Annotated in this window: 8 protein-coding genes; 3 read left to right on the forward strand and 5 right to left on the reverse strand. The window is 48.3% G+C overall.

Features of this window, described 5'->3' with window-relative positions:
• A partial coding sequence (locus tag BGO59_RS17795; protein WP_293685201.1) for an SdrD B-like domain-containing protein occupies nucleotides 1-2,617 on the reverse strand: 2,617 nt, incomplete at its 3' end.
• A gap of 1,001 nt (nucleotides 2,618-3,618) precedes the next feature.
• Complete coding sequence (gene fmt / locus BGO59_RS17800; protein WP_293685203.1) at nucleotides 3,619-4,542, reverse strand: methionyl-tRNA formyltransferase; 924 nt, start codon at nucleotides 4,540-4,542, stop codon at nucleotides 3,619-3,621.
• Between the two features lie 386 nt (nucleotides 4,543-4,928).
• Between fmt and greA the strand changes: the two genes are divergently transcribed.
• The 3 genes from greA to BGO59_RS17815 all read left to right on the forward strand — a co-directional run bounded on the left by greA (nucleotide 4,929) and on the right by BGO59_RS17815 (nucleotide 9,752).
• On the forward strand, nucleotides 4,929-5,402 hold the full coding sequence (gene greA, locus BGO59_RS17805; protein ID WP_020598809.1) for a transcription elongation factor GreA: 474 nt from the start codon (nucleotides 4,929-4,931) through the stop codon (nucleotides 5,400-5,402).
• A gap of 109 nt (nucleotides 5,403-5,511) precedes the next feature.
• Complete coding sequence (locus tag BGO59_RS17810; protein WP_293685206.1) at nucleotides 5,512-5,901, forward strand: HIT family protein; 390 nt, start codon at nucleotides 5,512-5,514, stop codon at nucleotides 5,899-5,901.
• Nucleotides 5,902-6,047: 146 nt separating this feature from the next.
• A complete protein-coding gene (locus BGO59_RS17815; protein WP_293685208.1) occupies nucleotides 6,048-9,752 on the forward strand; it encodes a M12 family metallo-peptidase in 3,705 nt (1,234 codons plus the stop codon).
• 87 nt (nucleotides 9,753-9,839) lie between these two features.
• Here the strand turns inward: BGO59_RS17815 and BGO59_RS17820 are convergent, their stop codons facing one another.
• The 3 genes from BGO59_RS17820 to BGO59_RS17830 all read right to left on the reverse strand — a co-directional run bounded on the left by BGO59_RS17820 (nucleotide 9,840) and on the right by BGO59_RS17830 (nucleotide 13,429).
• Entirely contained in the window at nucleotides 9,840-10,592 is a 753-nt protein-coding gene (locus BGO59_RS17820; protein ID WP_293685210.1) for a hypothetical protein, read from the reverse strand.
• A gap of 134 nt (nucleotides 10,593-10,726) precedes the next feature.
• Nucleotides 10,727-12,265, reverse strand: a complete 1,539-nt coding sequence (locus BGO59_RS17825; RefSeq protein ID WP_293685212.1) for a tagaturonate reductase — start codon at nucleotides 12,263-12,265, stop codon at nucleotides 10,727-10,729.
• A 171-nt stretch (nucleotides 12,266-12,436) separates the two neighbouring features.
• Nucleotides 12,437-13,429 (reverse strand): sugar kinase, encoded by a 993-nt coding sequence (locus BGO59_RS17830; protein ID WP_293685214.1) that lies wholly within the window; start codon nucleotides 13,427-13,429, stop codon nucleotides 12,437-12,439.

Genomic DNA, 13,429 nt, shown 5'->3' on the forward strand with positions numbered 1-13,429 from the left:
TATTGGGCCGGGGTTTTAGCGTAATAATCAGGTCGTCAACAGGACGACAGGTGCCATCGGCTGATACCAGTATAGCATAGACGAACAGCCCCATGTTGGCTCCTGTGAGGTTGTCGGGTAATGGTACGTTGCTGAATGTCAGTGTTTTGGTGCCCGTTGCGGTGCTGGACACGACCGACGTTGAGAAGACAGCCCCAGCGGTGGTAGAGTAGGGGTCCGTTTCGGTTGTGAAGGCAACCAGTTTTATACCGTCGGCAGCAACGGCATTAGTCGATACGGTGAATGTCGCTGTACCATTACCGCAGTACTGAGTGTTGGCCGCTGGCGATGTAAAAGTAATTGTTGGGCATGTATATACACCCGCATCAAACGTATGGACGTTTTGACCATTCACGCCCAGCGTAACATCGGTAACGGCCGTCGTAGACCCTACGGCACTAGGTGTAAAATCGCTGTCTATGGTATTATTCGTTCCTACATCTGAGGGCGAGAGGGAGAAGCCCGTAAGGGCTGACTGAGTCTGAGCGATTCGCAACTGAACGGTAGATCCCGGTGTGAGGGCCGTTAAGCTATAAATAGCTGCGGCTGAGTTGGTACCTGTCAAATCCGATGAGAAATAATACTCGCCATCGGTATTGGTAGTGGCCGTTGCAATCAGCGTATTGCTTTTGTAAAGTGTGACGGTTACGCCCGAAATACCCGCTTCGTTCGGATCCTGAATGCCGTTGCGGTTGGCATCATTCCAGACCCGGTTGCCAATTTCAATGGGGGCTATGTTACAAAGGGCTTGAATATCGCCTAAGCCAGTTGCTTTAGCAAAAAACGGTACATCGCCATTAAACACCTGAAAATTGCTTGTTTGCAGGCCAGTGGTATTACTGAGCTTGATAGTTCCCCCAGTGTTAACAGCTAGTGGGTCCATAGCAATGGTTACGACTTCGCCTTTCCCTTTCACCAGCGCTAGCCCTCCCTGCGCTGTTTCGTAATGGGAAGATGCGTATAATTCGCCACTATAAAATTCCAACGGGGTACCTGTAGTGGTATAATTCAGGGACTCAATGGTCCAGGTATTTCCCGATGGCGCTGCTCGCAGGATATCGCCCCCCGAGATATTTGTTTCCTGCAGGTTATTGGAAGAATTGCCCGTTGGTTGGTAGTTTGAGCTACCAATCTGGTGCGAAGTCCGGTCAATAAAACCTAAAATCATGCTACCATCGAGATCGAACTCAATATCTGAAAACAGAGGTGTTGGGTGCGAAATCCGATCTTGCGTAGTGTTGCCTACAACATGCACGGCACTAAAGGCTGATGAGGTGTAGGTGTTTACCCAAGGATACCAGTAACGCGAATGCTCAACCATATCGGTTTGCCCGTTATTGGCGTAGTAGGATTCATTCCAGGCAGATGTTCGTCGGTAGTTCAGGTTGGTTTGCAGTACTGGCGTGGTTGAAAAGGCATTAGTAGCCGCATCCATCACATATACATAAGCCATCAGATCGGCCCGGCTGTTCGAAGTCGATGCGTCGCAGGTAACCCCTACATAAACTTTTCCTGCCCGATAGGCTAATGCAAATGGATGATACGTGCCACCCGAACAGCCAGGATCAGGTACGCTAACGCTGGTTACCACGGTTTGCGAACTGATGTCAACTACATATACCTTCTTATCGTTCAGGTTGGTAACGTACAGGTACTGTTCATCATCGGAGATATCCAGGTCGCCTAGCCCAATGGCACCAACCAGCGGAAACGCAGTTGGATCGGCATTAATGGCCGATGGTGCTCCTAGCCCCCGCGTACTATTACTGGCAATGGTACCCGCGTTTGGAATGGTAATAAATACCGAAGCACCCGTCGTCGTCGAATTCGGATTCGATACATAGATCGCCCCAAGTCCCCCCGGCCCAACGGCCACGTGCCGCTTCAGAAAAGCTGCTGTATACACCAGCTTACGGGTCCGACTGTAGGCGATTCCCCATCCTGACCCAATCTGTGCTTTGGTCGACAGCGTTTTTTCATTGGTGGTAGTGGTACCCGAATCGTTATAATTCCAGCTGACCAGCGCATCGACGGGAGTAGTGGTGTTGGCATCACCATTCACATAGCAGGCCGTCACCAGTTTAGGGTTATCCTGGCAGTAGTCATTCGGTAGGTTGACTGCAAAATTTATGTTGGTGGCCGTGTTACCAGCTGTAACAAATTGAACAGAGGTACCATTACCTGCTGTTGCTGGCGAAAAAGGACCACTATAATTTCCGGTTGGGAAGCCGCTGAATTCGAGTCGAACGGGTGTTCCTGATGGAATAGTAGCGGCTGCAAAACTGTACGATCCGGCAGTGGTGCTGACCACACTGGTGCTTGTATTGTTGTAATAAGCGGTTACAGTTATACCGCCTACCCCTGGCTCACCAGTATCTTTTACGCCATTACCTATGAAATCCCGGAAAACTGTACCCGACACCTGAGCACTTAGGCTATTACTAACAACCAGTAGGGCCATCGACACGATCCAAAACCAGACTTTGGCTCCGGTCTGTCGTGACGTCTTATATGGTGAAAGGGGTGGTTGATTGTAGTGGGTAAATTTACTTATTCGTGGAGTACAAGTATCTGACATATGCCAAAATGGTGGTTGGTTGTTCACGCAAAAAAGAAGAGGTGTATTTTAGGTAGCTTTAAGTTCAATACAAATCAAAAAAGATTGATATGTTTACTAAATTGTTTATTTGTTGGATTATTGATCTACCAATTAGTTTCCTAATTCGTTAAACTAGTTTCATAAAAAGCGCACTGCAAATCATATGCCAACGTCTTTCATCTGAGTGATTTTACGAAAAAAGCGTGACTACTCTGTCTGGATAGTTTTATGCCAGTCGGTTTATCGATCAGGAGTTACTTCTTTATGTACGTGGAGATTTTACGGCTACAGATAACTTGAGACTGTTGCTAATTAACCAAAAGGTAAGAATCAAGTAGCTGGTAGTGAATTGGTTGGCTGGTGGGCGGGATACGTGCACGCGCACCTTTACGAATGAAATACAAACGGATGCCCAGCACACTAGCCGACGATTGAGAATCTTAAATACGTAAGTTTGCTCTTTGCTATAAGTTTTACCGCCTACGATTGTATCTAGTCGTTGACTGGGCAATCACAGCAGCTGGTCAGGACCGACGGAAAAGATTGGCATCCTTTGTGCTAAACGCCAGGAAAATAAGTTTACTCGCCTATGTATGGTTTACACTATAACTCAGGTACGTTATAGGAGCAGTGTAAGGTAGGTCAGTGTTGTAAAGCCGTAACAAAACCATGGCAGTTTGTATGGTGTTACTTAGTTGGGCTTTGTGTTTTTTTATTACGGCACATATATTGCTCCACCGTGCCATCTTGGTGTAAAGTACTGCCTGTACTCAAGAAAGAGGAGTCTGGTTTGGCCGGATGGCTACCACTGCCCTTCCCCCTTTGATAAGCTAGTTTTTGGGCGATTTAAGCCGTTTTTTGAGGGTTCCTAACGCTTGGGAGAAGGGCAACTGATTGCCTGTCAATTAATGATAACGCCTTGCTTGACAGGCCAATGGTAAAGGTTGATTAGGCGCTGGTAGCTAACGCTCTAATCCCGCTCACAACTTATTACCGCGCAAAAACTCCTCGGCGGTCATGCGTCGTTTGCCTTCGGCCTGGAGCGAGTCAATTTGTAGCCAGCCATCGGCTGCTCGTACCAGAATCGTTTTTTTGTTGTCGGAATACGCCTGTCCAGGGTCAGCGGCAAAGGGGGATTCATTGGCTACCGAAACCTCATAGAGTTTAAACACTTTACCGTTGATCAGCGTCCACGCTGCTGGATAGGGTGATAAACCCCGTACGAAATTTCGAATCGAGTGAACCGATTGATTCCAGTTGATTTCGGTGGTTTCTCGACTGAGTTTAGGAGCCGGTTTCAGGTCGTCGGTTGCGGGTTGAGAAATACGTGGGTAGTCTCCGGCTTCAATGGCTTTCACCGTTTTTACGACCAGATTAGCCCCTCGTTCCATCAGTCGGTCATGCAAGGTTCCGGCCGTATCGCTGGGGTAGATGGGTTCGTGGTCCTGAAAAATCATTTGCCCGGTATCGATTTCCTTTTCGATGAAGAAAGTCGTAACCCCCGTTTCAGTTTCTCCATTGATAACGGCCCAGTTGATGGGGGCCGCTCCCCGGTATTGCGGCAACAATGATCCGTGCAGGTTGAACGTTCCTATGGTAGGCATTGCCCAAACCACTTCGGGAAGCATCCGAAAGGCGACTACCACCTGCAAATCGGCCTGGTAGCTGGCGAGTTGTTCGAGAAAGGCGGGGTCGCGGAGTTTTTCGGGTTGTAGAACCGGTAAATTGGCAGCTTCAGCGGCTTTCTTAACTGGAGAGGAGGCCAGTTGCAAACCCCGACCCGATGGGCGGTCGGGAGCCGTCACAACGGCAACAATCTGGTAACCCGCTCCGAGCAGTCGTTGTAAGCTGGCAACGGCAAAATCGGGTGTACCCATGAATATAATGCGAAGGGGTGTTGGCATGAATCGATTTAGATAAATGAACAATGTATAATGTACAATGAATAATGGGTTTTAGTTGATAATCAGTCTGTGGATTGTCATTTTACATTATCCATTATTCATTGCCTACAGTATATGTTGATATAGCGCAGAACTCTTTCTATTTTTGTCTCATCAATGCGCTGCTCCAACCGCATGACAGTAGAACATGATTAGCCGCTTACTGGCACAGCCTATGCGACGAACCATTTTTTATATTCCTGAATCGCTTGCTTCGGGTATCCGACGGCGACTCTGACGCGTCTGCAAAGAAAACCAATTTGGTTGCAGAACGGTCGGTGTACCGTTCTTTTTGTTTTAAGGAGCAGGCTAAACCAATGTGAATAACGAGTAAGTATTAATGGATTATGGGAAAAATTTCATACTACACCGAGGAAGGACTCAACCGGCTCAAGGCGGAATTAAATGAGTTGAAAACCAAAGGCCGGGCTGCTATTGCCCGTCAGATTGCCGAAGCCCGTGATAAAGGCGATCTTAGCGAAAACGCTGAGTATGATGCCGCTAAGGACGCGCAGGGTCTTCACGAACTGAAAATATCGAAGCTGGAAGAAGTGCTTTCCAATGCGCGTGTTCTGGACGAGTCGACCATCGATACATCGCTGGTTTCGGTACTGTCGAAGGTGAAAATAAAGAACAAGAAAAACGGCGCTGTGGTAACCTACACGCTGGTATCGGAAGAAGAAGCCGATTTGAAAGCGGGACGTATCTCGGTGAGTTCTCCGATTGGAAAAGGACTGCTGGGCAAGCGGGTCGGGGATGTTGCCGAAATCAAGGTGCCTGCCGGTATTATGGAGTTTGAAGTAATTGAGATTGGACGATAAAAAGTAGCTAGTAGTTAGGAGCGAGGAGTGAGAATGGCTGACGCCAGAGTAATAAATGCGTCAGCCATTCTCACTCCTCGCTCCTAACTACTAATGACTAGAAGAAACTATGGCTTCTATCTTCTCCCGAATTGTGGCTGGTGAAATTCCGGCGCATAAAATTGCTGAAACCGACGAGTATCTGGCTTTTCTGGATGTGATGCCTACGGCTATGGGGCATACGCTCGTGATTCCGAAAAAAGAAGTGGATTATCTGTTCGACCTGGACGATGCGTTGTATATGGGACTGATGGCTTTTGCCAAAAAAATTGCCCCAGCTATCGAGAAAGCGATTCCGTGTAAGCGCATTGGTGTAGCTGTGGTTGGTCTGGAAGTGCCACACGCTCACGTCCATTTGATTCCGCTCAACTCGATGGCCGACATGAATTTTCACAATAAACTGAAGCCGACTCAGGAAGAGCTGGCCGCTACAGCTGAGAAAATTCGGGCATTTCTGTAAGCTATTTGTTTCTCGTGTAAGATACGGTACCAACTAATACCTGGTGCCGTATTTTTTTTGTCTCAGACTAACTCTTTTAGTAAGTAATAATGACGTTTTTGTTTAATTATCGTCAAAGCACAGAGTAGTTTACTTATTGTGCTTTAATGAAAAATATATACATTATTGTCTTTACGGGTCTGCTAATTTGCTTAACTACATTTGCTACTGCACAAACACCTCTCACTTGCGGAGTTGACGACCGAAATCTCCCTGATAGTACCATTCGGCTGATGGGGCAATTGCCTCGCCTGATGGCAGCACAAAACGCGCGTAAAGCGGCTGGTGAACGGAATATATGCCGAATTGCCGTAGAAATTGATTCTGACACGTATCTGGAATTTGAGAAAGATACCAACCGGATACGCAGCTATTTTCTGGAACGGATTGAGCAGGCATCGAAGATTTTCGAGCGTGAAATCAATACCCAGTTGGTCGTTGTCTATTTCCACATCTGGAAAGATACCGAGCCTGACCCCTATCGGGGTGAACTGGATATGTTCAGGCTATCTACAATTTTTTCGAATAAATGGGCGACTCAGTTCAATCAGATTCCCTACGATAAGCGGGTGTATTTCCCAACCAAATCCGTAACGGGAGCAGGTGGTTTGGGTGGTGGTAATCAGGCTATATCGGCTAATGGAACTGATCTTTCGACACTTTCTCATGAATTGGGCCATTGTTTTGGTTCACCCCATACGCACAACTGTTCGTGGCCCGGTGGCCCTATCGATTATTGCTCAACTGCTGAAGGTGATTGTTATAAGGGGGCTCTGCAAACGATCCAGGGTACCATCATGAGCTATTGTCAGGTGGTAAATAATGCACTCAACATAACGTTTCACCCCCTTTGTCAGGCGTTAATGACTGATTACGCAGTGAAGAGCCTGCCTAAACTGTCGGCCGCTAACCAGGCACCCGTGTTGCCCGCCCAATTGGCGTTGTCGGGTATACCGTTTATGTACTGGAATGGCCAGGCGATGGCCGAACGGTACGATGTGGAAGTAGCCAGTGATGCTGATTTCGCGCAAAAAATCATCAGCGACACCACTCAGGTGAATGGTTATGCCATGAGCAAACTGGCAGTGGGGCAAACATACTATGTTCGGGTTCGATCTGTAAACAGATTAGGTACTTCAGCCTGGTCAACTAGTTGTCAATTGCAGCGTGTAGTGGTTGGAGTTGCTGCCCCTATTCTGCTGGTACCAACGCAGGATCAGCGGTTAATCCCTTACAATAACGGTATTTGCCAGATGGCGGTACAACCTGTGGAAGGTGCTACGGGTTACGAGATGCAGTTTACACAGTCAACGGACCCGCTCTTTAAATACTCATCGGCTATTTCAACATCAACGGCCTCCTTTACGGTCAGTTTGAACCGTATAGGAACAGTTTTATGGAGAACCAGAGCGATTGTGGGTAATACAAAAGGCCCCTGGTCGGCAACAGGTCGGTTTGTGGTAAACCCAGCATCTTATTATATCAATCTGCCTTTTAATACAAACGAATCTGCACCCCTAACCTTCCCCTATGTTTTTACCAAATCCCACGACCGCACGGAGATTCAGATGACGCTGGCAACTGATACGACATTTGCCAAACCGATATCAGTCCGAACGACTACCCATACCATGAGCTATTATTATGCGCTTGGAATGGCCGAAAATTTACAGCCCAACACGCAGTATTATATTAAGGTAGAAGAATGGAATACGCAAATACTGGATTACCCAACAGGGCTTCTTACAAGGACGGTTATACCGTTCAAAACAGGTAGCGCCAAAATGCCGGATGGCTGGTCGTTTATAAACAACATACATAATCCAGACTGGCCAGTGGGCAATAATATGAGGTCGCTGGTACTGTCGCCAACGGCCGCCTGGATCAGTACAGTCAATGGTATTACTCGAATTAGCCTGGATAGCTTAACAGTACGCTCCTATACACCTAAAAACACCAATGGCAAAATCGGTAATGTGGGGGCCATCTTGACGACTGAAGATCAGGGCAATGTTTGGCTGGTAAATCGAAAATCAGTTAACGTTTTTAAGAACTCCTTTGCGGTGCCGTACTATCAGTTAGGGAAAATTGCCGAACAAACCGTCGACCTGACTGAAGCAGTGGTATATAACACGAACGCTAATTATTCATCGATTAGCCTTTCACCTAAGTTATTTCATAGCTACAATGCTATTTACGAGCAGAAAGCCGATACACTGGCGAAGTTCTATACCGCTCCCGAAAATCGGGGTATAAATCAGACGGTGGCCAGGGCGGGCATAGTTTGGATACTACAATATAACGGTAGCAGCGCTACTGCGCCATATGAGTTGGTACGATTGAACACCCTAACCCGCACCACTCAGGTATTTAATGCTGATAATACACCACAACTGAGAAAGTACCTCAATCGCATAGTTATCGATGGATTAGGTAATCTGTGGGTGTCGCAGTCAGATTTGACCTTCTCATTTCCACCACTGGCCCGATATGATGGGCAAACATGGACGACATTCAGCCAAAATAGCACAATGCCTATCTCGTATGTCAATAATATGGCCAGCGATCCATTGGGAAATTTATATGTAATCGATAACGCGTCTCCTCGTAGAATCTTTAAATATGATGGACTTAGCTGGAAGAAAATAACGACTATGCCGCTAAATGACATAGGTACCATGAGCGCTGATATCAATGGTAATCTGTGGTTTAGCGGCAGTGCCTATCAGGTAATACGGTACAGCGCCTGCGCAAATGTGGCTACACCAACCCTGACAGTCTCTAAGCAGACCATTGAAATTGGCGAGAGTGCTACACTTCAGGCGGCTGGCTGCTCCGACGTGATCTGGTCATGGGCCAGCGAAACCGAAACGGTCACGAACCGTCTGGTTCGGGGAAATAATCAACTGCTCGTAAAACCCGAAGTCAACACCACTTATCGGGCGCGGTGCTATACTGGAAGTTGTGCCGGAGCCGATACGACACTGTCAGTGACCGTCTTACCCAAACTTTCCTTAATGCAAACTGGCAAAACGGTTTATTGCCCCGGCGATTCACTGACGGTCGGATATGGCGTACAAGGAAAGGTAGTCAACCCAAATCAATACTGGTTTGTGGTGAAATCGGCTGGTAAAACCACGACCTTACCTGCTACGGTTCGGGGAGGTACGGTGTCGATGCCCATATCGAATACATTTACCCCTGGTCAGTATGTGTTCTTTCTGGAAGCCTCCCAACCCGTTGTGCGCACACGCGACTCACTTCAGATCACTGTGTCGGCATTACCTACTGCTGAGCTCAGTAGTAATAAGCTTACGTTCCCACTCGGCGACAGTGCACGTGTTTCTATTACATTAACCGGATCAACACCCTGGCAGTTTACACGTTGGGACAATCAGATTATACGCGCCGATAATTCGCCTTATGTAGTGAGCCTTAAAGCCAATCAGCCAACGAACTACAGCTTATCGATCACTGGGTTGAGCGATGCCAACTGTGCTACGGGTACTATCAAAAACTCCATAGTGATCAGCGCGCTGGCATTGGCCAATGAGCCGCTTCTGTTGGAAGGAATTAGCGTATACCCAAATCCAGTAACTGACCAGATAACGATTGAATTAAAGGCGGGTACTGCGCCATTGGCCCGACTTCAATTACGCGATGAACAAGGGCGCGACATTCGTCAAAAAAACCTTACAGGGCGATCATTCAGGGAACAGTGGGATATGCGGGGCCTGCCTTCGGGATCCTATGTTCTGCACATTGAAACGCAGGATGGCCGAGCGGCCAACTGGAAAGTGGTCAAGCAATAAACTAAAAAAAGCGGGTCACAAAACCCGCTTTTTCATGTGTCAATAGTGCATTATTTATGAAAGAAATTAGCTTGACTCAGTAACCAGTTAATTGTCGGCGGAGATGAGTAAAGTTACCGTCGCAACAACAATCAGCGCCAGCCAGGAAAGCCAGAAGCGCCGACTGTCACGCTTCCGTTCATCGGCCGTCATATCCCGTCGTCGTTTGGGTGAACGTTGAAAGGCTTTACTGAAGTAGTAAAAAGAACCCGCCAGTCCGCCGAGGCCGAGGTAAAAGGTCAACAAGGCTCCAAAACCATAACCGGCACAGAGAACATTACAGGCCAAACCTGCCAGTACATAGGCTACGGCAATTCCGGCTATGCCCAGCAGTATGTACACGATGCGTGGAGGAGCCGTGTTGTCTGCACGGGTTAACCTGGCTTTTGTCGTTGAATGAGCAGGTTGCTGGATGGTATCGGGCCGGGCGAGGCTATCGTTAACAACCGCTATTCGTCGACTGCCCAGCACAATGCTCGTTGCATCTGAAGCCTGGACGCGATGCGCCCACAGGCCACCTAACAGACTAAATAACAGTAAGCTTCCTGTAAAAGCTATAAAAGCCCATCGGCGTACAGCCCAGTAGGAATAGCTAGCTTCCGAATGTGTTGCCTGTATGTGGACGGATAGAATCAGCCCGATAATCGATAACGAGCTGATATAGAGCCAGAGTGGAGGTAGCTTATTAAATAGGCTCGCTCCTAAAAGTATGGCATTGAACCCATTGGCTAGTTCACCAAAAATAATAAGTCCAATCGCCAGGATAGGATGCCGACTGGCCCACACGGAAAGAGTTTTCATATGGTTAGGGGTTTATTGCCTGTAACCACCTAAACCTGAAAGTGTTACTGAAATGAAACGCTCCGTAAAAAAAATAACTCCTGCCAGAGAGCATCTGGCAGGAGTTATTTTGGGTTGATGAACAGCCCGGGATGTTAAGCGAGCGCTTTCGCCAGTGTTTTTTCAACGCCGGATGCAAGCATTGAACTAAGATCGTCGGCAACTGCTTCAACAAATCCCGGCAATGTACTTAGATCGGCCAGCCAGAGCTTTTGGTCGGAAAGAACACTTTTTACAAACGCTTGTACGGTCGATTTGTCTTTAGGTTTGACGGTTTTCCAGTCGCCGTAGAAATAGCCCGCTTTATCGTCGCGGATCGGGTAGGTGAGTATGCCGCCGTTTACCGCGATTTCACCGAAAAACTGGCCCCCTTCTTCGCGAATGGCTTTCATGAAAAGCAGGTAGGCTGCAAACCCTAACGTGGTCATCTTCGGAACGGCGTTGAACTGGTCGAAGTAGCGCTGAATGGTGGCTACGTTACGGGCCTGCATTTTCGCTGTTTCCTGCAACGAGATATTCAGCAGCAAATGGTCCAGATGCGGATTGCGGAAGCGGTCGAGTACGTCGTGAGCAAATTGACGAACGGCTTCTTTATCCATCCCCGAAACACCATAGTCTGGCACGGTAGGGACGATCTCGTTCAGCATCAGTGACTCAACGAACTGGCTCATGAGCGGATGGCGCATCTCGTCGGCAACAGTTTCCAGGCCGAGCAGATACCCAAGTGGCATGGTGAGGGTGTGCGTACCGTTCAATACCCGCAGTTTACGCTCCCGGTAGAAATTTATATCTTCGTCAATAATGATTTGCGGGGTATTCCCATCCGCAAAACCAAGTGTTTCCTTGACCCGGTCGTCGCCTTCGATGGCCCACAGATGATATGGTTCCGTGAAGGTGAGCAGGGCGTCTTCGTATCCGGCTTCCTGTTGCAGAGCCTGTTGTGCTTCGTCGGTCGGACGAGTCACAATTCGGTCGACCAGTGAGTTACAGAAACGAACATGGAATTTGAGCCATTTGGTGAACAGCTTACCCAATTCGTTGAACTGCGCCAGTTTCTCGACAGCTTCGCGGAGTTTGAGCCCGTTGTCGGTTACCAGTTCGGTCGGAATGACAATTAACCCTTTGGCTTTGGAACCACCTACACTCCGGAATCGCTCATATAAAAAGGCTGTCAGTTTTGCCGGAAACGACTGTGGAGGATGTTGAAAAATGCTTTCCTCGACATAGTTCAGACCAACTTCGGTCGTATTGGAAATAACGATCTGGAGTTTAGGGTTTCGGGCTAGCATCAGCACCTCTTTCCACTGGGTTTGGGCGGCTAGTACCCGGCTGATGGCCGAAACAATGGTCGTTTCCGAAACGTCCTGCCCTTGTTGTACACCACGGACAGCGACTGTATATAAATTATCCTGTTCGGCAAATTCATCCGTCTGGCTGTCCGTCGATTTGACAACGACGATTGAGCCGCCAAAGCGGCCGTTGGCATTTGCTTTATTGACTAAATAATCTGGCAAGCCCCGGAGTAGCACGCCAGTGCCGAACTGGAGAATTTTTTCGGGATAAACAGGAGCGGGATGCGTTGAACGCGTTAGTTTGGGCATGGTTGGAGGGGCGGCAATCGGCTCTTCGGTCATCAGTTAAGTAGTCGTTACTGTTATCAAAAATCGATTTTTCTAGCTGGTGTCGTCATCATTCAGCAATATTACGAACTACATCAATAACCCGTACTTTCATTTTAGTAAATGTGCGGCTAGCTGTGTTTTGTTGATTAAGAGGCCAACCGACTTCGCTTTAACTTGTTCGGCTCAGCGTTTTAATTTGCCTGAGCTATCGCCACTGGCCAGGGTTTCTATTTCGGCTACAGTTGCCAGATTGACATCGCCCGAAATGGTATGTTTCAGCGCGGAGGCTGCTGCCCCGAACTCAACGGCTCGTTGCAGGTCGTTGAATGTCAGTAAACCATAAATCAGGCCTGCTATGTAGGCATCACCTGTGCCGATGCGGTCGGTGATGGGGCGAATGTCGTAGGTCCTTGATTTATAGACGGCTTGTCCGTCGAAAAGCTTTCCCGAAAACTGATTATGCGAAGCACTGAGCGAATTTCGTTTGGTATCGGTAATGTACCGCACAGTAGGGAATCGCTTGAACATGGCACGGCCAGCTTCCTGAAAGGTACTACCCACTACATCGTATAATTCGGAGAAAAGCCCTTTGCTGCCGAGCACTAATGTGCAGCCTTCGGTCAGGGCGGGCATAATCTCCTGAGGACTGCGACCGTATTGCCAGAGATTGCTCCGGTACACAATATCGGCCGACACAGGTACGCCCAGCCGATTTGCTGTCTGAATTCCCTTGAGCAGGCAGTCGGCAGCACCTTGCGATAGAGCTGGTGTAATCCCCGTCCAGTGAAACCAGTTAGCCCCCTGCAGAATAGGTTCCCAGTCAATGTCGTCTGCTTTTATTCGGGCAAAGGCCGAGTCGGCCCTATCATAAATAATCTGGCTGGCCCGGCTCCCGGCTCCTGTTTCCAGAAAATATAGCCCTAATCGACCATCTCCGTATTGGATGTATTGGGTGTTGACATCGTATTTACGCAGGTATCCGGCAGCGGCTCTACCCAGCGCATGATCGGGGAATCGGGTAACATGGTTCGCCTGTAAGCCCAGCTGCGCCAATGATACGGCTACGTTGGCTTCGGTACCACCAAAATGCATCTCAAGGGAATCGGTTTGGGCAAACCGCTCAACACCCGGCGGACTCAGCCGAAGCATAACTTCTCCAAAAGTGACTATTTTCAT

Source organism: Spirosoma sp. 48-14 (genome assembly GCF_001898575.1).
Lineage (GTDB): Bacteria > Bacteroidota > Bacteroidia > Cytophagales > Spirosomataceae > Spirosoma.